Origin of the sequence: Micromonospora sp. R77, from assembly GCF_022747945.1 — a bacterium.
GTDB lineage: Bacteria > Actinomycetota > Actinomycetes > Mycobacteriales > Micromonosporaceae > Micromonospora.
The window spans coordinates 2884611-2903558 of record NZ_JALDST010000001.1; the positions used below are offsets into that span (position 1 = coordinate 2884611).

General features: G+C 71.6%; 17 protein-coding genes, 1 tRNA gene and 1 riboswitch. Of the genes, 11 read left to right on the plus strand and 7 right to left on the minus strand.

The window, feature by feature from the left end; all coding sequences use genetic code 11:
• The first annotated feature begins 363 nt into the window (after positions 1 to 363).
• The 4 genes from MRQ36_RS13345 (at position 364) to MRQ36_RS13360 (ending at position 6241) form a co-directional block, all read left to right on the plus strand.
• Positions 364 to 2562, plus strand: coding sequence for a (Fe-S)-binding protein (locus tag MRQ36_RS13345; protein ID WP_242795585.1), 2199 nt, complete (start codon positions 364 to 366; stop codon positions 2560 to 2562).
• A 190-nt stretch (positions 2563 to 2752) separates the two neighbouring features.
• Positions 2753 to 4060: a hemolysin family protein gene (locus tag MRQ36_RS13350; protein WP_242801079.1), complete on the plus strand. Its 1308-nt coding sequence runs from the start codon at positions 2753 to 2755 to the stop codon at positions 4058 to 4060.
• Positions 4053 to 5057 (plus strand): hemolysin family protein, encoded by a 1005-nt coding sequence (locus MRQ36_RS13355; RefSeq protein WP_242795587.1) that lies wholly within the window; start codon positions 4053 to 4055, stop codon positions 5055 to 5057. The genes MRQ36_RS13350 and MRQ36_RS13355 overlap by 8 nt, the downstream gene beginning before the upstream one ends.
• 179 nt (positions 5058 to 5236) lie before the next feature.
• Entirely contained in the window at positions 5237 to 6241 is a 1005-nt protein-coding gene (locus tag MRQ36_RS13360) for a C40 family peptidase (RefSeq protein WP_242795590.1), read from the plus strand.
• A gap of 64 nt (positions 6242 to 6305) precedes the next feature.
• On the opposite strand, the gene MRQ36_RS13365 is transcribed toward MRQ36_RS13360, so the two are convergent.
• A complete protein-coding gene (locus tag MRQ36_RS13365; protein WP_242795592.1) occupies positions 6306 to 8342 on the minus strand; it encodes an N-acetylmuramoyl-L-alanine amidase in 2037 nt (678 codons plus the stop codon).
• Positions 8343 to 8576: 234 nt separating this feature from the next.
• A riboswitch (cyclic di-AMP (ydaO/yuaA leader) is annotated at positions 8577 to 8713 on the plus strand.
• A gap of 59 nt (positions 8714 to 8772) precedes the next feature.
• Between MRQ36_RS13365 and MRQ36_RS13370 the strand changes: the two genes are divergently transcribed.
• Positions 8773 to 9759 carry an NlpC/P60 family protein gene (locus MRQ36_RS13370; RefSeq protein ID WP_242795595.1) on the plus strand — a complete coding sequence of 329 codons (987 nt, stop codon included), beginning with the start codon at positions 8773 to 8775 and terminating at the stop codon, positions 9757 to 9759.
• Between the two features lie 72 nt (positions 9760 to 9831).
• Here the strand turns inward: MRQ36_RS13370 and dcd are convergent, their stop codons facing one another.
• The gene (dcd, locus tag MRQ36_RS13375) at positions 9832 to 10410 is read right to left on the minus strand and encodes a dCTP deaminase (RefSeq protein WP_242795597.1); all 579 of its coding nucleotides are present in this window, start codon (positions 10408 to 10410) and stop codon (positions 9832 to 9834) included.
• Positions 10411 to 10488: 78 nt separating this feature from the next.
• Here dcd and MRQ36_RS13380 point away from each other — a divergent pair, with 78 nt between their 5' ends.
• Complete coding sequence (locus MRQ36_RS13380; RefSeq protein WP_242795600.1) at positions 10489 to 11037, plus strand: pyridoxamine 5'-phosphate oxidase family protein; 549 nt, start codon at positions 10489 to 10491, stop codon at positions 11035 to 11037.
• 79 nt (positions 11038 to 11116) lie between these two features.
• Here MRQ36_RS13380 and MRQ36_RS13385 read toward each other — a convergent pair whose 3' ends face one another.
• Positions 11117 to 12100 carry a zinc metalloprotease gene (locus MRQ36_RS13385; protein ID WP_242795602.1) on the minus strand — a complete coding sequence of 328 codons (984 nt, stop codon included), beginning with the start codon at positions 12098 to 12100 and terminating at the stop codon, positions 11117 to 11119.
• A gap of 263 nt (positions 12101 to 12363) precedes the next feature.
• On the opposite strand from MRQ36_RS13385, the gene MRQ36_RS13390 reads away from it, so the two are divergent.
• Positions 12364 to 12437, plus strand: a tRNA-Gly gene (locus tag MRQ36_RS13390).
• Between the two features lie 95 nt (positions 12438 to 12532).
• Here the strand turns inward: MRQ36_RS13390 and MRQ36_RS13395 are convergent.
• Positions 12533 to 13372: an alpha/beta fold hydrolase gene (locus MRQ36_RS13395; RefSeq protein WP_242795604.1), complete on the minus strand. Its 840-nt coding sequence runs from the start codon at positions 13370 to 13372 to the stop codon at positions 12533 to 12535.
• Positions 13373 to 13563: 191 nt separating this feature from the next.
• On the opposite strand from MRQ36_RS13395, the gene MRQ36_RS13400 reads away from it, so the two are divergent.
• The 3 genes from MRQ36_RS13400 to MRQ36_RS13410 all read left to right on the plus strand — a co-directional run bounded on the left by MRQ36_RS13400 (position 13564) and on the right by MRQ36_RS13410 (position 15916).
• Positions 13564 to 13992 (plus strand): VOC family protein, encoded by a 429-nt coding sequence (locus tag MRQ36_RS13400; RefSeq protein WP_242795606.1) that lies wholly within the window; start codon positions 13564 to 13566, stop codon positions 13990 to 13992.
• Between the two features lie 58 nt (positions 13993 to 14050).
• Positions 14051 to 15274 (plus strand): pentapeptide repeat-containing protein, encoded by a 1224-nt coding sequence (locus MRQ36_RS33900; protein ID WP_242795611.1) that lies wholly within the window; start codon positions 14051 to 14053, stop codon positions 15272 to 15274.
• Between the two features lie 78 nt (positions 15275 to 15352).
• A complete protein-coding gene (locus MRQ36_RS13410; RefSeq protein WP_242795614.1) occupies positions 15353 to 15916 on the plus strand; it encodes an NUDIX hydrolase in 564 nt (187 codons plus the stop codon).
• 18 nt (positions 15917 to 15934) lie between these two features.
• Here MRQ36_RS13410 and MRQ36_RS13415 read toward each other — a convergent pair whose 3' ends face one another.
• A complete protein-coding gene (locus MRQ36_RS13415) occupies positions 15935 to 16981 on the minus strand; it encodes a hypothetical protein (RefSeq protein WP_242795616.1) in 1047 nt (348 codons plus the stop codon).
• Between the two features lie 28 nt (positions 16982 to 17009).
• Complete coding sequence (locus MRQ36_RS13420; RefSeq protein WP_242801081.1) at positions 17010 to 17330, minus strand: PadR family transcriptional regulator; 321 nt, start codon at positions 17328 to 17330, stop codon at positions 17010 to 17012.
• Positions 17331 to 17422: 92 nt separating this feature from the next.
• Between MRQ36_RS13420 and MRQ36_RS13425 the strand changes: the two genes are divergently transcribed.
• Positions 17423 to 18304, plus strand: coding sequence for an LLM class flavin-dependent oxidoreductase (locus MRQ36_RS13425; protein ID WP_242795617.1), 882 nt, complete (start codon positions 17423 to 17425; stop codon positions 18302 to 18304).
• Between the two features lie 37 nt (positions 18305 to 18341).
• Here the strand turns inward: MRQ36_RS13425 and MRQ36_RS13430 are convergent, their stop codons facing one another.
• Positions 18342 to 18770, minus strand: coding sequence for an ASCH domain-containing protein (locus MRQ36_RS13430; RefSeq protein ID WP_242795619.1), 429 nt, complete (start codon positions 18768 to 18770; stop codon positions 18342 to 18344).
• Positions 18771 to 18948: the final 178 nt, after the last annotated feature.

The window sequence follows — 18948 nt, forward strand, 5'->3', positions numbered from 1 at the left end:
CCCGGCGCGTCCCGCGCCGCGCCGCGACCGTCCGGGATCCGGGCCGTCGTCGTGTGCCGGGCCGTCCGGTCCATCCGGCCGGGGGCCGTCCCGGCGGGCGGACGTACGTCACGCCACGACGCCCCTGACCGGCGCGCTGCGCCGGGTCCACCTAAGGTGTGCGCAGGGCGGCGTGGCCGGATGCGAGATGACTCACGTTACTGCTGGGTAACCTTGCGCGTAGGCTGCACTGCATGACCGAGCGGAGCGAGGTCATCGACCGGTCGGGTCGGGGAAGCGGGTCGGGCACCACGCCATCCGCTCCTTGAGCCGACCCCGGTCGCCGAGCCGCTCGACCAGGCAGCAGACCGGGAGGCCAACTCGATGGGCAGCGTCCAGATCGTCACCACGATCCTCGCGGCCGCCATCACCGCGGTGGCGGTGTGGCTTGCGGTGCGCGCGGTCATGAAGATGACGGCGGTGATCCGGCTGGGGCAACCGGCGCCGGAGCGCTTCACCGACAAGGGCACCCGTACGAAGACCATGCTGACGGAGACCGTCGGCCACACCCGCATGCTCAAGTGGAGCGTGGTGGGCGCGGCGCACTGGACCGTGATGGTCGGCTTCGTCGTGCTGTCGCTGCTGGTGCTCGAGGCGTACTTCGAGGTCGTCACCCCGACCGGCGGGCTGCCGATCATCGGGGGCTGGACGGTCTTCGGCCTGGTCACCGAGTGGATCGGCATCCTCGGCCTGATCGGCATCGTGGTGCTGATGGCGATCCGGCTGCGCAACCGGCCGACCCGGCCGGGCGGGCGGTCCCGGTTCACCGGCTCCACGATGTGGCAGGGCTACTTCGTCGAGTGGATCGTGCTGCTGGTCCTGATCTTCGGCTTCGTGATCCGGGGCTTCAAGGTCGCCACCGACCACTTCGAGTACCCGGTCTGGGCCACCCCGCTCAGCCACGCCGTCGGCGCGGTGCTCCCCGCCTGGCAGAGCGGTGCCAGCGTCGCCGCGCTCATCAAGATCATCATTTCGATGACCTGGCTCATCGTCATCTCGCTGAACGTCACCATGGGTGTCGCCTGGCACCGCTTCCTGGCCTTCCCGAACATCTTCTTCAAGCGCGACCCGGCGAAGCCGGCCGGTTCCGGCCTGGGCCCGCTCCGCCCGATGATGAGCGAGGGCAAGCCGCTCGACTTCGAGGAGGCCGACCCGGAGAAGGACCAGTTCGGCGTCGCCCAGGTCGAGCAGTTCAGCTGGAAGGGCCTGCTGGACTTCAGCACCTGCACCGAGTGCGGCCGCTGCCAGTCGCAGTGCCCGGCCTGGAACACCGGCAAGCCGCTGTCGCCGAAGCTGCTGGTGCTGAGCCTGCGCGACCACGCGTACGCCAAGGCGCCGTACCTGCTGGCCGGCGGCGGCAAGGACCTGACCGGTGAGGAGAAGGCCACCGAGGCGCAGCTCGCCCACCTGGACGTGCTGACCCTGGCCGAGTCGAACAAGCCGCTGATCGGCACCGCCGACGAGGGCGGGATCATCGACCCGGACGTGCTGTGGTCCTGCACCACCTGCGGCGCCTGCGTCGAGCAGTGCCCGGTCGACATCGAGCACGTCGACCACATCGTCGACATGCGCCGCTACCAGGTGCTGATCGAGTCGAGCTTCCCGTCCGAGGCCGGCGTCATGCTCCGCAACCTGGAGAACAAGGGCAACCCGTGGGGCGCCCCGCAGAACACCCGTGAGGACTGGACCAAGGGGCTGGACTTCGAAGTGCCCCGGGTCGGCGAGGTCGAGGACTTCGAATACCTGTTCTGGGTCGGCTGCGCCGGGGCGTTCGAGGACCGGGCCAAGAAGACCACCCGGGCGGTCGCCACGCTGCTCAACGAGGCGGGCGTGAAGTTCGCCATCCTCGGCGAGGGCGAGACCTGCACCGGTGACCCGGCCCGCCGGATCGGCAACGAGTTCGTCTTCCAGATGCTGGCCCAGCAGAACGTCGAGACGCTGAACGAGGCGTTCGAGGGCCGGGAGAAGACCAAGCGCAAGATCGTCGCCACCTGCCCGCACTGCTTCAACACCCTCGGCAACGAGTACGGCCAGCTCGGCGGCGAGTTCGAGGTGGTCCACCACACCCAGCTCCTGGCCCACCTGGTCAGCACGGGCAAGCTCACCCCGGTGCAGCCGGTCGACGGCGGTGTGACCTACCACGACCCCTGCTACCTGGGCCGGCACAACCGGGTGTTCGCGGCTCCGCGCGAGGTGCTCGGCGACTCCATCCAGGGTGAGCTCACCGAGATGCCGCGCAACAGCGAGCGCTCCTTCTGCTGCGGCGCCGGTGGTGCCCGGATGTGGATGGAGGAGAAGATCGGCAAGCGGATCAACGTGGACCGGGTCGAGGAGGCCATGTCCACCGGGGCGAAGACCATCGCGGTCGGCTGCCCGTTCTGCTCGACGATGCTCAACGACGGGGTCAACGGCAAGGGCGCCGGCGAGGACGTCGAGGTCGTCGACGTCGCCAGCGTGCTGCTCCGCTCCCTCAAGCCCGAGGACGCCGCCGGCGCGCCGGAGACCGCCCCCACCGCCGGCTGACCTTCACCCACGCCCGACCAGCGGCGCCACCCGTACCCCGGGTGGCGCCGCTGTCGTCGGCCGAGGGCCGGGCACGCGCCGCACGGGTGGACGGGTGGGGACCAGGTGCGCGGCTCGTCCGGTCGGCGGGCTCGTGGGAGAATCGCGGCGAGGTGAGGCGATCATCGACGGGCTCCTGGTCACCACGCTGTTGCCCCTGGTCGGTTTCGTCCTGCTGACCGCCGGCAACGCGTTCTTCGTCGTGGCCGAGTTCGCCCTCGTCACGGTGGACCGCGCGGAGATCGAGCGGCGGGCCGGCGAGGGTGACAACCGGGCCGCCACCGTACGGCGGGCGCTGCGCGAGCTCTCCTTCCAGCTCTCCGGGGCGCAGCTCGGCATCACCATCACCGCCCTGCTCACCGGCTATCTGGCCGAGCCGGCCCTGGCCCGACTCTTCGCGCCGCTGCTGCGGCCGGTGGGCGGGGCCGAACGGTTCAGTCCGCTGCTCGCCCTCGCCCTGGCCACGCTGCTGTCGATGCTCTTCGGCGAGCTGGTGCCCAAGAACCTCGCGCTGGCCCGGCCGATGCCGGCCGCGCTCGCCACCGCCGCCCCGATGCGGAGCTTCTCCCGGGCGTTCGGCTGGCTGATCCGGGGGCTGAACGACTCGGCGAACCGGCTGGTCCGGCAGCTCGGCGTGGAGCCGCAGGAGGAGCTGGCCAGCGCCCGGTCGCCGGAGGAACTGGGGCTGCTCGCGGCGATCTCCGCCCGGGCCGGCGCGCTCCCGCCGGACACCGCGATGCTGCTGCGCCGCACCATCCGGTTCGGCGACAAGCGGGCCGCCGAGGCGATGACCCCGCGGGTGGACGTGGTCGCCCTGCGGGCCACCGCGACCGTCGCCGAGCTGCTGGAGCAGTCCCGGCAGACCGGCCGGACCCGCTTCCCCGTCTTCGAGGAGACCCTGGACCTGGTCACCGGCGTGGTGGGGGTGCCGGACGCGCTCGGCGTACCGCTGGACCGCCGGGCCTCGACGACCGTCGCGGCGGTCGCCCGGGAGCCGGTGTACGTGCCGGAGAGCCTGGACCTCGACGGGGTCCTCGCCGCGTTGAAGGCGGCCGGGGCCGACCTGGCCATCGTGGTCGACGAGTACGGCGGCACGGACGGCGTGGTGACCGTGGAGGACCTGGTCGAGGAACTGGTCGGGGAGATCGCCGACGAGTTCGACCCGGACGCGGTCGACGACCTCGGCCCGGTCGAGCTGACCGTGCCGGGCGGTGAGCGGACCGTCCTGGTCGACGGCGTGCTGCGCGAGGACGAGCTGGCCGAGCAGACCGGCTTCCGGCTGCCCGAGGGCCCGTACGAGACGCTGGCCGGCTTTCTGATGGCCCGGCTCGGGCACATCCCGGTGCCCGGCGAGACCGTCGACGAGGCCGGTTACGAGTTCACCGTGGTCGAGGTGGACCGGCACCGGATCGAGCAGGTCCGGGTGCTGCGGCCGGAGGAGCCCGACGACGGTGAGTGAACTGCTGGTGGCCGCGCTGCTGCTGTTCGGCAACGCGTTCTTCGTGGGCGGCGAGTTCGCCCTGATCGCCTCCCGCCGTACGGTGATCGAACCGCTCGCGGCGGCCTCGAAGCGGGCCCGGTGGGCGCTGTCGGCGATGAACCAGATCCCGCTGATGATCGCCGGGGCGCAGCTCGGCATCACGGTCTGCTCGCTGGGGTTGGGCGCGATCGCCGAGCCGGCCCTGGCGCACCTGCTGGAGGCGCCGTTCGAGGCGGTCGGGCTGCCGACGGGGGCCGTGCATCCGGTGGCCTTCGTCATCGCCCTGGGCGTGGTGGTCTTCCTGCACACCGTGGTCGGCGAGATGGTCCCGAAGAACATCACCCTGGCCGGACCGGAGCCGTCGGCGCTCTGGCTGGGGCCGGCCATGCTGGCCTTCTGCGTGGCCACCAAGCCGCTGCTGCTGGCCATGAAGTGGGCTGCCCGGCAGGTGCTGGGGCTGTGGGGGATCGAGGCGACCGACGCGGTGAAGACGGTGTTCACCGCCGAGGAGATGGCCGGCCTGGTCTCCCAGGCACGGACGGAGGGGCTGCTCGACGCGGAGGAGCACGCCCGGATCACCGGTGCGCTCGCGCTGCACAGCCGGACGGCGGGGGACGCGCTGCAACCATGGTCGACGGTGACCACCGTCGCCGAGGACGTGTCGCCCGCGTCGTTGGAGGTGCTGGCGACCCGGACGGGCCGGTCCCGTTTCCCGGTGGTGCAGCGGTCGACCCGTCGGGTGCTCGGATTCGTGCACGTGAAGGACGTTCTCGGCTACTCCGGCGCGGGCCGCCGGGCCCCGGTGCCGGCGGAGGTCTACCGTCCGCTGGCGGTGGTGCCGCCGGACCGTACGCTGGCCGACCTGCTGCTGTCGATGCGGCGCGAGCGGCGGCACATGGTGCTGGTGAGTGACGGTCGCCGTCCCCTGGGTGTGGTGACGCTCGATGACGTATTGACAGCTATCGTTGGGACCTGACAAATACCCTTTGTGTGCAAGCGGTTGCACAGACGTGACTGAACAAAAGGTCACCTTGATTCCGCTCCCGGCCTTCCCTAATGTGGGGCACCGGTCGCTGTGGCTCGTCAGTCTCGCCCTTCCCCCTTCGCGAGGCGCCCGGCGGCCGGTCGCAAAAGGAGTCGGTGCCGGTGGCAACCATGCCCCCTCATCGTCACGTCCCGATCCCGCCGCTCACCCGGCCGGTCGGCGTGCGCCGGGTCGTACACCGTCTGCTCACCCTGGTCGCGGCCGTCGCGGTCGGTGCCGGGGTGGCCGTCGCGCCCGCGCACGCGGCGCCGCCCTCGGTGGATGAGATCGAGGCGCAGATCGACAAGCAGTGGGAACAGCTCGAGCCCACGATCGAGAGCTACAACAAGGTTCGTGCCGAGCTGAAGGTCAACCTCAAGAAGTCGGCCGAACTCGAGAAGAAGATGGCTCCGCTGGAGCTGGAGTCGACGCTCGCCATGAACCGGGTGGGCGACCTGGCCTCCCACTACTACATGCAGGGTCCGTCCCAGGACCTGGGCGCGCTGCTGGTCGACGCCAAGCCCGGCGCGCTCGCCGAGCAGCTGACCATGCTCGACCGGCTGGCCGCGCAGGAACGCAAGCAGGTCGCCGGCGTACTCGCCATCCGGGACAAGTACAACAAGCAGAAGCAGAAGCTCGACGCACTGATCGCCACCCAGGTGAAGCAGCAGAACGACCTGGCGGCGAAGAAGAAGCACATCGACTCCGAGATCAAGCGGCTGACCGCCTCGCTGCCGAAGACCACGGTGAAGGTCACCGGCTGCCCGACCATCAACGGTGTGGTGAGCAGCGCCGCGCAGACCGCGATCCGCGTGGCGTGCCAGCAGGTCGGTGACCCGTACGTCTGGGGTGCCGTCGGCCCGAACTCGTTCGACTGCTCCGGTCTCACCCAGTACGCCTACAAGGCGGCCGGTATCTATCTGACCCACTTCACCGGTGCCCAGTGGAACGAGGGCAAGGCCGTCTCCCGCGACGACGCCCGCCCCGGCGATCTGGTCTTCTTCTTCAGCGACCTGCACCACGTCGGCCTCTACCTCGGCGACGGCATGATGATCCACGCACCCCGGACCGGCAAGCCGGTCCAGGTCACGAAGATCGCCTACATGCCGGTCGCCGGCTTCCGTCGGGTCACCTGATCCCCTGCCGCGCACGAAGGCCCCCGCTCGATGCGAGCGGGGGCCTTCGTCGTCGGCGGGCGAACTACTGCGGTGCGCCGACCGCGGCCGGCAGGATCTGCACGTCGTCCAGGTTGGCGAACATCACCCGGTGGCCGAACTGGATCTGCACGTACCGGTTCGTGCCGCGGACCACCGTGCGGTCACCGGGGGCGGAGCCGTCGAAGGAGACCGCCCGGTAGTACTCGCCCGGCACGATCCCGCCGAGCGCGTACCGCTGCCCGGCCGCGAAGGTGTACTGCAGCGGTGAGATCGACTGGTACGGGATGGTGTCCGGGTACGCCTCCCGTTCCGGATAGGCCCGCCCGTACACCGGGATGCTGGCGCGGCCGGGCTTCGGGGTGACCACGAAGCCCTGGGCCCAGGTCGCCGTCGGCGCGGCGGCCGGGTTGAGGAACCAGGCCCGCTGGCCGAGGTACCAGATCGCCGTCCAGTCGCCCTGCACGCCGGCGAGGGCGTACGTCTGGCCGGCGGAGGCGCGGGCGCCGTGGTCGGAGATGTACATGGTGTCCGGCGTGCCGTTGGGCCGCAGGCCGCGGTCGTTGACCAGCGGCGCGTCCGGGCTCGGCGCGGTACGCAGGATGACCGACGAGGAGCCGCGCAGCGGGCACGGGGCGGCCGGCGGGGTGGGCTTCGGCACGCCGGGCGGCTGCTGGTTGCAGCCGGTGAAGGCGGGCTGGTTGGTGGCGTAGTCGGGGTCGATGGTGACCAGGCCGGTGTGGCTGGTGCCGGTACCCCGGAACGGCGCCTTCATCAGGTCGAAGTAGTGCGACCAGTCCCAGTAGGGCCCCGGGTCCCAGTGCATGCCGGCCACCGTCCCGGCGGTGGTGCCGGGGACGTTGTCGTGGCCGAGGATGTGCTGCCGGTCCAGCGGGATCTGGAACCGCAGCGCCAGGTGCCGGACCAGCTTCGCCGAGGCCCGGTACATCGCCTCGGTGTACCAGGTGCCGTGGCCGGCGAAGCCCTCGTGCTCGATGCCGATCGACTTGGCGTTGACGTACCAGTTGCCGGCGTGCCAGCCGACGTCCTTGGCCTTGATGTGCTGGGCGACGTAGCCGTCCACCGAGCGCAGCGTGTAGTGCCAGCCCAGGTAGGTCTTGGTCTGCACCAGCTTCACGCTCGGGCCGAAGTAGCCCTCGGTGTCGTGGATGACGATGTACTCGATCTTCTGCTGCGCCGGCCGCTCACCGAGGTCGTGGTTGCCGTAGTCGCCCGGGTTCGGGCCGTACTTCTCGTAGGGCGCGGGGATCCACTCGCAGGCGAGCCGCACCGGGCACTCCAGGCCGTCCGGCCGCTCGGCCCGGCGCAGCCCCAGCTTGTGCAGGCCGGACTCGTCGGGCGTCACCGACCGGGCGGCGAGGGTCACCCGCTGCCCGTCGTCGGTGGTCCGGCTGGCGCCGAGGCCGATCTGGTCGTACACCTCGTCGGCGAAGGCCGCCGCGGCGTCCTCGGTGTCCGCGCCGGAGTAGCGGGCCACCGCGCCGTACCAGGCCGCCGGGTCGCTGCCGGCGCCGACGGGCGCGGCCAGCTCCTTCTGGTACGACGCCAGCAGCGCCGCGCCGCCCCGGATGTTGGCGGCGGCGTCGTCCCGCAGCGTCTCCTCGGCCACCCCGGTGAGCGCGGCGGCGGTGTCGAGGGTCTGCAGGGACGCCGACGGCAGCAGGTCGCCGGTCGGCTCGGCCGCGGCGGCGGTGTCCACGGTCAGCGGCCGGGAGTCGTCGCCCCGGGGGTCCTCGTTCTCGTCGACGTGCGCGCCGGACGGGGTGGCGGCGACCTGCACGGCGTCGGTCAGGTGCATGGGCCCGTAGCCGCCGCTGGTGCTCGGCTGGCCGGGATGGGTGTCCCAGCGGGACTCGAGGTAGGAGACGCCGAGCAGGACGCTCTCCGGTACGCCGTACTCGGCGGCGGCGGTCGCGTACTGCTGCTGGCGGTCGGTGGGTTGGTCGGTCCCGGTGGTGGCCGGGTCGGCGGTGACCGGGCCGGCGGTGAGCAGGACGGTGGCCGCCGCCACGGCGCCGGCGAGCAGGATCCGTCGGCGTGGCGGGACGGGGGTGAGGTGCATGGAACCTCCAGGTTCGATGGGGGTCACTGCGTGCCCACCCTCGCCCCCGGTACCGCTTCAGGTCAATACCTTCCGGTTAAATGATGTTGCCTGAAAGATTTCTTCACGAACCGCGATCCGGCGCCCTCAACAGGTACGGAGTGTCACGGCGTCGCGGGTTGCGGATCGATAACGGCCATCTCTACTCTGGTCAATCGTCGACCGGAAACTGGACCGTCCATCCCGGGCGGTCACGGTCGGACACCGCCGAGTCGCCTCCGGGCGAGCCGGGGACCCAGGTAACCGGGGTGAATCCGCAGCACTGCGGTAGGGCGGCTCCCTTCCCGCCCGAACCCGTCAGCTAACCCGGTAGGCGGTCACGCAGAAGGAGTACGGAAGCCCGGTGGCACACCATGCCCCGCGGCGACCGTCGGTCCGGTCGGTCGACCGGATGACGGCTGCGCCGCGCCCACGCTGGTCCCGCTTCACCACCCTCCTCGCCGCCCTGGCCGGCACCGCCGTCATCCTGACCGGCGGCGCCACGGCGGCCCACGCCGAACCCTCGGTCACCGAGATCGAACGCCAGATCGACCAGGACTGGGAGAAGCTCGAACCGATCATCGAGCAGTACAACGCCACCAGTCAGGACCTCGCGGTCAAGAGCCGGCAGGCCGACGCCCTCGCCAAGCAGATCGCCCCGCTCCAGCTCCAGGTCGACCTCGCCATGGGGCAGGTCAGCGGGCTGGCCGCCGAGGCGTACAAGGGGCAGAACGTCTCCACGGTGAACGCGCTGCTGGGCAGCCGCTCGCCGGGCGACGTGCTGGCCGGCCTCGAACTGCTCGACCGCTTCGCACACCGCCAGCAGCAGGAGGTGCGGTCGGTCGTCGACCTGCGCGACCAGCTAACCGCGAAGAAGAAGCCGCTGGACGAGATGGTGACCCAGCTGACCCGGACCAAGGCCCAGCTGGCGGCGAAGAAGCAGCAGATCAACGCCGAGATCGCCCGCCTCGGCAAGCTCCGGCTCAAGGTGTACGGCAGCGGCGGCGGCGGTCCGCTGCGGCCCGCGCCGTGCCCGTCCGGCTACCCGGGTGGCCCCGCCGGGGTCGCCGTCAAGTTCGCCTGCGCCCAGATCGGCAAGATCTATGTCTGGGGCGCCGCCGGCCCGGACCACTTCGACTGCTCCGGTCTGACCATGGCCGCCTGGGACAAGGCGGGTGTCTCGCTGCCGCACAACGCCCGGCAGCAGCACGACGTCACCCGACGGGTCAGCCGCAGCGAGCTGCGCCCCGGTGACCTGGTCTTCTACTACAGCGACCTGCACCACGTCGGCATGTACGTCGGCGACGGCTGGGTGGTCCACGCCTCCCAGTCCGGCAAGCCCATCACCATGAAGCGCGTCGACGACGGCCAGATCAACAGCTACGGCCGTCCCGGCTGACGGTGAAAGGAGGGGCCCCTTCTTAACGCCTCAGGTAGAGGAAGGGGCCCCTGTTAACACTCGGCTGGCCGGTCAGCGGGTCGGCCAGGTGCGCCAGTTCTGCCAGGCGCGGCTCGGGGTGGGGCCGCGCTGCCCCTGGTAGCGCGAGCCGTAGACGACCGAGCCGTACGGGTGCTCGGCCGGCGAGGAGAGCCGGAAGATGCAGAGCTGGCCGATCTTCATGCCCGGCCAGAGCGTGATCGGCAGGTTCGCCACGTTGGACAGCTCCAGCGTGACGTGCCCGGAGAAGCCCGGGTCGATGAAGCCGGCGGTGGAGTGGGTGAGCAGCCCGAGCCGGCCCAGGCTGGACTTGCCCTCCAGGCGGCCGGCGAGCTGGTCGCCCAGCGAGATCACCTCGAGCGTGGAGGCGAGCACGAACTCGCCCGGGTGCAGCACGAACGGCTCGCCGTCGGGCACCTCGACCATCGAGGTCAGGTCGTCCTGCTGCATGGCCGGATCGATGTGGGTGTAGAGGTGGTTGTTGAACACCCGGAAGAGCTTGTCCAGGCGTACGTCGATGCTGGACGGCTGCACCAGCGTGGGCTCGAAGGGCTCCAGCGCGAGGGTGCCCGCCTTGATCTCGGAGACCAGGTCACGGTCGGAGAGCAGCATCGGAACACCATAGCGACCGATACGGGCGAGCTGCGTGTCGGACTGCGCGTTAGTACGTGTGTTCGATAGAATGTCGGCATGGCTTCCTGGTCCGAATTCGCCGCCGACGAGCCCCGCCTCGCCGACGAGATCCGCCTCCTCATGCAGCAGTACGGGCCGGGTTTCGGCTATCTCGCCACGGTCCGCGCCGACGGTGGGCCCCGGGTCCACCCGGTTTCCCCGGTCATCACCGACGACGGGCTCTACTGCTTCGTCGTCGACTCGCCCAAACGCCGCGACCTGGAGCGCGACGGCCGCTACGCGCTGCACTCCTTCCCGCCGGAGGAGAGCGACGACGAGGCCTACGTGGCGGGACGCGCGCGCCCGGTGACTGACCCGGCGCGGGTGGCACGGCTGGCCGAGCTCGGTCGGGCCGCACCCCAGGTCGACTGGCGGCTGTTCGAGTTCACCGTCGACGTGGCGATGCTGACCCGCCGCGACCAGGGCGGATTCCGTCCGGCCGAGGCGCGACCGGCGGTGCAGGTCTGGCTCGACCCCCGGGGCACTGCGACGGCGTCCCCGATCACCGCCGCCGGTGAGAGCCTGCGCGGCCGGCACGGCTTCGACACCCGCCGCACGGCCGCCTGAGCCCGGGCAGCCCCTAGCCCCGCAGACACGCCGGTGCCGGCCCCGTTCGAGGGGGCCGGCACCGTTGTCGTGCTGGTGGTTACGCCGCGCGGTAGGCGTTCCACGCGGTCAGCATCCGGCTCGCCTGACCAGGGGTGAACTGGTACATGCACGAGTCGTAGGTGTAGTCCATGAAGTTGGTGATCGGGTCCAGGCCGGTCGCCGAGCAGGTGTCCCGCCCGGTCGGGCACTGGTACGCCGGCGAGGACTCGGCCGGGGTGTCACCGACGCTGTCGCCCGAGCCGGAGCAACCACCCTGGAAGGTGTGGTAGAGGTTCAGCCAGTGGCCGATCTCGTGGGTGCCGGTGTCGCCCTGGTTGTAGTTGGTGGCGGTGCCGCCCGGCAGCGACTCGTTCAGCGCGACCACGCCGTCCATGCTGTCCAGCTTGCGCTTCGGGAAGGTCGCCCAGCCGAGCAGGCTGTCGCTCAGCTCGCCGAGGTAGATGTTCAGGGTGTTCTTGCCGCCCTCGCGGAGCGAGGTCTTCATGTTCCGCTCGGCGGTCGAGCCCTGCACGATCGGGTACCACGCGGCGTTGGTGACGTGGTGGACCTTCGACAGCTGGAAGCTGAACGCGGTCGCCGCGCCGCCGGTGGCCCCGCTGTACGCCTTGTTCAGCACGTCGATCTGCGCGGTGACCAGCGAGTCCGGGATGTTACCGCCGGCCCGCGTGGTGTCCCGCTGGATGACGTGCACGACGACGGGGATGGTGACCGTGGCGAGCGGGGTGGCCCCGGCGCCGGCACGGAAGTTGGCCCGCTCGCGCAGTGCGGCGGCGAGGTCGGCCTCACGGTCGCGGACCTGCTTGGCGGTCAGCTCGTTCGGGTCCAGCTTGGCCGTGCCGCCCTTCTTCACCCGGGCGTTCGAGTGCGCGTCCGTCGGCTCGGCGCAGGACGCACCGGGCGCCGCGGAGAAGGCGGATGCAGCGGGAACGACGCCCACCGCAGCGGTGCTGAGCAGCAGCGCGAGGGTCGTCGACGCGACGCCGGCAGCACGCCGGGTCAGCAGGTTGGGACGGAGTCCCATGGGCCCACCTCTTTCTGGCGGCGCGACAGGGGGTATGTCACGCCGTGGCTGAGAACGTGTGGGAGACGTTACATCGCATCGACAGATTTGAGAACGGGCATATATTGCCGCAGGGAAACTTTCTGGTGCATCGGCTCATGCCGGTGATTTCACGATCGTGTCGGGCAGGTTTCGCTGCTCCGGACAGGTGCGCGCGGAGTGCGGACGCGCCCGGGGTACCTGGGTGCACGGGGGTGGTGACCTCAGGTACAGTGGTCCCGCCTGCGGGTGTAGTTCAATGGCAGAACATCAGCTTCCCAAGCTGACAGTGCGGGTTCGATTCCCGTCACCCGCTCCAGCGCGAGGCCCCAGCCCAGGACAGGTTTCCTGGCTGGGGCCTCGGTCGTTGCCCTGCTTGCCGCGCCGGCCGTCCCACGTCCGGAACGGGTCCGGCTACGCCGGGACCTCGGCGAAGAACTCGCGCAGGGTGTCCGCGACCAGGGCGGGTGCCGTCATGGTCACGAAGTGGGACTGCCCCGGCCAGCTGACCTGCCGCGCGCCGGGCACCGCATTCGCGAGGGCGTCCATCGTGCTGGGCATCGGTTCCCAGGTGTCGGCACCCCCCATCAGCAGGGTCGGCACCGCGATCGAGGACCAGCGACCGATGTCCGTGTCGTCCTGGGCGAGCGCTTCGAGGTCGTGCAGCCAGCCGATCGCCGAGCGTCGGGCCTCCACCGGGTCGGGCGTCCGGTCGCCCGCGGCGGCGGCGAACGCGGCGACGATCTCCGCCGGAACCCGGGTGACCTCGTTCAGTACCGCAGCCATCGCCGCGGCGTCGTCCCGCTCGAAGGCGGCACGGTACCGATCGAGGAGTGGCGCGATCCGCGCCCCGGCCGCGAAGAGCGGGGGTTCGAAGACGGCGAGCGACCGAAGGTCGCCCGGGGCCGCCGACGCGGTGTGCAACGCCAGCGTCGCCCCGTAGGAGGCTCCGACCAGGTGTACGGGCTTCCCGGCCGACTCGTACGCCGCCCCGACGACAGCGGTCAGGTCGGACGTCTCGTCCTGGAAGGAGTTGGGTCCGGGCGGGACGTCACTGGGGCCGTATCCGCGTCTCGCCGGCATCCAGAGCTCGTAGTGGGCGGCGAGCCGGTCGGCGACCGTGGCCCAGGAGTGCAACCCACCGCCCGACCCGTGCACCAGGACGACAGGGTCACCGCTGCCCACCCGCCGGACCACCAGGCGGGTGCCGTCGGCGGACCTGACGTCCTGATCGCGGTACTCGTGGTCGTTCACTGCTGATCCCTCTTCCGTCCGGTCGACTGCTCACCGTCGACTGTGGTTCGTACCGGTGGAGGGCGCCACAGATTTAGGGAACTCGTGACCCTCGGCGCCGGCCAGGCGGTTCGCGCATCCGCCCGCCGCTGTTGCGCCCGGCCTGCGGTCGCGGTCGCCACGATGCAGACTGGCCTGCGGAGGTGACGAAGGTGACCGAGCGGGAAAGCGTGCCCAAGCTGTGTCAGGTGGTGCTCGACTGCACCGACGCCCGGGCGCTGGCGGAGTTCTACCGGTCCCTGCTCGGCCTGGTCTACCGGCCCGGTGACGAGCCGCCGGAAGCGGGGCGGCCGGACGAGCGCGGCCGGGACTGGCTGGTGCTCCGGACGCCGGACGGCACCCCGCAGATCGCCTTCCAGCAGGTCGACCAGCTGCCGGCGGCGAGCTGGCCGGAGGGTCCGGTGCCGCAGCAGCTGCACCTGGACCTGACCGTCGCCTCGGTGGAGGAGTTGCGGGTGCAGCACGACCGCGTCCTGCGCCTCGGCGGCCAGCTGCTGCGCGACCGCATCGACGACCCCGAGGAACCCCTCCGGGTGTACGCCGACCCGGCCGGCCACCCGTTCTGCGTCTTCGTCGGGTAACCCCTCGGCGCGGATGCCGGCGAGGCGCTCGGTGGCGCGTACCTGAGAGCCTATGGACGTGGAGAGGCCGTGGCGCACGACCCGTACCCGGGAACCGGACGAGGCGACGGCCGTCCCTGGCTCACTGCCGTGGCAGGTCGTCGGGGCACTCCTGGCAGCCGTCCTCCTGGCGATCGGCAGCTCAGTCTCGCTGTGGCTGCTGCTCGGTCGGCCGGGCCTCGGCCCTGCGCGTACGACGCTCGACCCGAAGGACCTGTACGACGGGCTCCGTATCTCACTGGCCGTCGTCGCCGGGCTCGGCGGTGTGATCGCACTGGTGGTGGCCTATCAGCGCCAGCGGGTCACCGAGGCGCAGCATGCGCTCGCCCGGAGCGCGGACCGGCGCGAGGCCACCAAGCTGTTCGGGGAGCGGTTCCGGTCCGCGTCGGAGCAGCTCGGCTCGACCGAGGCCGCAGTGCGGCTCGCCGGCGTCTACGCGATGTTGAACCTCGCGAACGACTGGCCGTCGGGTCGACAGATGTGTGTCGACGTCCTCTGCGGCTATCTGCGGATGCCGTTCGACCTCGCGGCGACGGATCCGGAGATCGCCTACTCACGGCTCTATCCGAAGCGGGAGGCCCCGCAGCCGGCGGGTGGCCCGGGTGGCGGGCCGCCGGCAGCGGCGGGCCGGAAGAAGAGGCAGGAGTTGCAGGTCCGGCTGGCGATCCAGCGAGGTCTCGCGGCTCACCTTCGTGACCCGTCGGACGACCATGACCACGACGAGGAGATCCTCGACTTCTGGCCGGAGATCCGGCTCGACTTCTATGGTGCGACGCTGTGCAACGCCGACTTCGAGGGTTGCGACGTGGCCCTGCTGGATCTCCGCAGGGCGACGCTGCTGGGGGACGCGCAGTTCTGGCAACTCCGGGTACGGCGGAAGGCCGACTTCACCGGGGCGACCTTCACGGGCGGGGCGCTGTTCAGTGGAGCGGCGTTCGACGGCCACGCGAGCTTCGTCGAGGTTCGCTTCGAACGCAAGGCGGCCTTCAACACGGTCCGGTTCGGGAACGACGGCGAGTTCCACCGGGCGGTCTTCGGCGGTGATGCGAGCTTCACGAGGGCCACGTTCGGCGGCGGCGCCTACTTTCCCGAGGTGCGCTTCGCGGGAACGGTGTCGTTCCGGCGGAGCAGGGCGGAAACCGGCCACCGGCTGGACGGCGCGGAGGTCGGGAGCGTGAAGCGGCGCCACGTGTGGCCGGCGGGCGTCGAGGTGGTCGGCGGACGTCTCCGGCGTACGGCATAGGCAGGCCGTGACTTCCCTCCGTGCCGCGGTCGGCCCGTGGGCTGATGGGTGTCGTACCCGGCTGGCAGCCTTTGCGACATGCGCGTGCAGATGGAGATCCGGGCGCTGGTCGAGTCGATGACGCCCCTGGACGAGCTGGAGGTGCGGCACCGGGCGGAGTGCCTGACCTGGCTGGCCACGACCGACGACATCTTCCGGCGGGAGAAGCCGCGCACCCCCTCACCGCACCTGGTGGCCTATTTCCTGCTGCGCGACGCGGCGGACGGCAGCGTGCTGCTGGTGGACCATCGCCTGGCCGGGATGTGGCTGCCGAGCGGCGGTCACGTCGAGCCGGGCGAGCACCCGGCCGACACCGTACGCCGGGAGATGGTGGAGGAACTGGGCGTGCCGGCCGTCTTCGCGCCGGAGTCCGGCGAGCGTCCGGTCTTCCTCACGGTGACCGAGACGGTCGGGCGGCCGGAGGAGCGGCACACCGACGTGAGTCTCTGGTTCGTGCTCAGCGGCAGCCGCGACCAGAAGCTGGTCCCGGACCTCGACGAGTTCCGTGGGGTCCGGTGGTGGACACCGCAGGAGGTCGCCGCCGCCGGTCCGGGGACGTGCGAACCGCATCTGGGCCGGATGTTGGCCAAGCTGTCCATCTGACCCGAGGGCTCGCGGCGTTCAGCCGGCGGCGGCGACCGCCACCCCGAGCAGGGCGGTGACCGAGCCGAGCAGGAGGAAGGGCCCGCCGGCCGGTTGGCCGAGCCATTCCCACAGCGGCGGCCACTGCGGGTGCGGCTCCCGCACCAACTGCCGGACGGTGAGGGTGCCGAAGAGCGCGACCGGGATCCACCAGAGCAGCATGGTGGCCCCGAAGAGCTGGTTGGCCAGCGCCCGGGCCGAGCGGGAGCGGTCGGTGCGCCGGCTCGCCCAGCCGAACACCAGCCAGCCGGTCACGGCACCGAGCAGCCCCGCCGAGGCGGCGGCCGGGTACGCGACGGTCGGGGTCCGGCGCTGCAAATCCACGAAGAGGTATCCCGGGTCCGGTCCCGGACGTCCGGACTGGACGATCAGGTGCAGGACGGTGTCCCCACGGCCGGCGATCAGGATGCTCTCGGTGAATGCCGGCCCGGAGCCGGTCCTGACCTTGTCGACCTGCCGGTCGACGTGCCAGCCGGCGGCGTGCAGGTGTCGTCGGGCCAGGCCGAGCACCTGCTCGGCGGGGACCGGCGGGGTGCCCTCGGCCGAGGCGGTGACGGTGCCCTCCCGGTATTCCCCACCGTCGCCGAGCAGCAGGTCGACCAGACCGTGCCGGCGCAGCGGCTCGTCGTACATGACGAAGAGCGACGGTGGGACGGAGATCTCGCCGAGGTGGTGTTCGGGCAGGGCGGTGCCGAGGACCGCGCCGGCCTCGGCGCGGTCCAGCTGCGGACGGGAGGTCTCCCAGGCCAGCCGGGTGGCCACCGCCGCGGAGAAGAGGCCGCAGATCAGCGCGGCGAGCGCGGCCCACCCCACGACGGTACGGCTGGCCGGCCGGCCGAGGCGGCAGCGGAGCCCGCTGCGGACCAGGTCGACGGCCACCCGGACGGCCGGACGGGTCCGCCCGGCGGGGGTGGTGTCCAGCAGCAGGTCGAGCAGTTCCGCGCCGCGTTCCCGGCGGTAGGCGCGGGGATAGCAGCGCAGCAGCCGCTGGTAGCGGCGGACGAGCGGGTCGCCGGTCGACGACATGATCTCCCCCTCCTCGGGTCCGGGCGGATCAGGCGGTACGGGGGCGTAGGGCGCGCAGCCGGGCCTCGGCGGCGGTGGCGAGCTGCCGCAGCCGGGCGGTCTCCGCGTCCAGCGCGTCGATGCCGGCCGGGGTCAGCCGGTAGTAGCGGCGCAGCCGGCCGTCGACCACCTCCTCCCGGTCACGGCACACCAGCTCCTGTCCGGTCAGCCGGTCGAGCGCGGTGTAGAGGGTGCCCGGCAGCAGGGTGACGCGCTGCGCGGACAGGGCGGCCACCTCCTGGATGATCCCGTAGCCGTGCCGGGGGCCGCCGGCCAGCGCGGTGAGGATGAGGAACGTCGGCTCGCGCATCGGGGTCATGTAGGCAACATATATAGATGATCGATGCATGGTCAAGCCGTCGCCGGACCGGATCCGCCGCCGGTCCGCGTACCCTGGCGATCATGCGGATTGGCATCGTGATCCTTCCCGACCAGCGCTGGTCGGACGCGCAGCGCCGCTGGCGGCAGGCCGACGAGTGGGGCTTCGACCACGCCTGGACGTACGACCACCTGGGCTGGCGGGACCTGGTCGACGGGCCGTGGTTCGACTCGGTGACGACGCTGACCGCCGCCGCGACGGTGACCTCCCGGATCCGGCTGGGCACCCTGGTCGCCTCGCCCAACTTCCGGCACCCGGCCACCTTCGCCCGGCAGGTCACCGCGCTGGACGACGTCTCCGGCGGCCGGCTGCTGCTGGGCCTCGGGGCCGGCGGCATCGGCTTCGACGCGACCGTGCTGGGCGGGGAGACCCTGCCGCCCCGGCAGCGGGTGGACCGGTTCGCGGAGTTCACCGAGCTGCTCGACGCGATCCTGCGCGGGGACGGGACGACCTGGCGCGGTGACTGGTTCGCGGCGGTGGACGCCCGCAGCAACCCCGGCTGCCTCCAGCAGCCCCGGGTGCCCTTCGTGCTGGCCGCCAACGGCCCGCGCTCGATGGGGCTGGCGGCACGGTTCGGCCAGGGGTGGGTGACCATCGGCACCGACACCGAGGACCTGGCGGCCTGGTGGTCGTCGGTGGCGGAGCTCTCCGCGCGGATGGACGCGACGCTCGACCGGGTGGGCCGCGACCCGGCCACCCTCGACCGCTACCTGTCCCTCGACTCGGCCCCCGTCTTCTCGCTGAGCAGCGCGGACTTCTTCGCCGAGCAGGTCGACCGGGCCGCCCGGCTCGGCTTCACCGACGTGGTCACCCACTGGCCCCGGGCCAGCAGCTGGTACGCCGGCGACGAGGCCGTCCTGGTCGACGTCGCCACCCGCCTCCTGCCCGACCTGCGCCGCGTCTGACCGGCGGCGGGGTCGACCCGGGGCCGCTGTTCGCCACTCAGGTGCTGAGGTCGCCGGTGGTGACGGCGTCGCCGGTGGAGACCAGCCGGAACCGGATGCAGACGATCTCGCTGTCGTCGGTGACCGGGGTGCCCTGCCGGGCCCAGTAGGCGGAGTGACCCTCCCGCCACTCCTCGATCGACCGGTCACCCTCGCCCTCCGAGCGGGCGAAGTCCCACGGGACGTCGGCGAGGCGGACCACCTCGACCCCGGTCACCTCGACCACGCCGACCAGCGCGTCGTGATCGTCGACCAGGGCGAGCCGTTCGCCGACGTGCTCCAGTTCCTCGTTCTCCTCGGCGTACTCGGTGCTCAGGCCGGCGGTCGCGGTCTTCACGCCGGCCAGCACCAGGGTGTTGAGGGTGGCGCGCAGCTCGCCGGGCGTGCCGAGGGCGAGCGTGCGGAGTCCACCGATCCGGGGCCACATCCTGCCGAGGCTAGCCGGGCCTCCGGTGGCACGTCGCGGCATTTCGCGTGCCGACCACTCGCTGCTGGTCCCCGGCCCGCTGGCCCGCTCCGCCGAGGTGCTGGGCCGTGTCTGCACGGCCGTGGAGGAGTTCGTCGGCTGAGCCTCCGAACCGGTCGACCCGGGCGGGCGCCGTCGG

What these genes read in the sequence shown, in the direction of transcription:
- MRQ36_RS13345 (WP_242795585.1), top strand. Translation starts at nt 364, where the DNA reads ATGGGCAGCGTCCAGATCGTCACCACGATCCTCGCGGCCGCCATCACC.
- MRQ36_RS13360 (WP_242795590.1), top strand. Translation starts at nt 5,237, where the DNA reads ATGCCCCCTCATCGTCACGTCCCGATCCCGCCGCTCACCCGGCCGGTC.
- MRQ36_RS13365 (WP_242795592.1), bottom strand. Translation starts at nt 8,342, where the DNA reads ATGCACCTCACCCCCGTCCCGCCACGCCGACGGATCCTGCTCGCCGGC.
- MRQ36_RS13370 (WP_242795595.1), top strand. Translation starts at nt 8,773, where the DNA reads ATGACGGCTGCGCCGCGCCCACGCTGGTCCCGCTTCACCACCCTCCTC.
- dcd (WP_242795597.1), bottom strand. Translation starts at nt 10,410, where the DNA reads ATGCTGCTCTCCGACCGTGACCTGGTCTCCGAGATCAAGGCGGGCACC.
- MRQ36_RS13380 (WP_242795600.1), top strand. Translation starts at nt 10,489, where the DNA reads ATGGCTTCCTGGTCCGAATTCGCCGCCGACGAGCCCCGCCTCGCCGAC.
- MRQ36_RS13385 (WP_242795602.1), bottom strand. Translation starts at nt 12,100, where the DNA reads ATGGGACTCCGTCCCAACCTGCTGACCCGGCGTGCTGCCGGCGTCGCG.
- MRQ36_RS13410 (WP_242795614.1), top strand. Translation starts at nt 15,353, where the DNA reads ATGCGCGTGCAGATGGAGATCCGGGCGCTGGTCGAGTCGATGACGCCC.
- MRQ36_RS13415 (WP_242795616.1), bottom strand. Translation starts at nt 16,981, where the DNA reads ATGTCGTCGACCGGCGACCCGCTCGTCCGCCGCTACCAGCGGCTGCTG.
- MRQ36_RS13420 (WP_242801081.1), bottom strand. Translation starts at nt 17,330, where the DNA reads ATGCGCGAGCCGACGTTCCTCATCCTCACCGCGCTGGCCGGCGGCCCC.
- MRQ36_RS13425 (WP_242795617.1), top strand. Translation starts at nt 17,423, where the DNA reads ATGCGGATTGGCATCGTGATCCTTCCCGACCAGCGCTGGTCGGACGCG.
- MRQ36_RS13430 (WP_242795619.1), bottom strand. Translation starts at nt 18,770, where the DNA reads ATGTGGCCCCGGATCGGTGGACTCCGCACGCTCGCCCTCGGCACGCCC.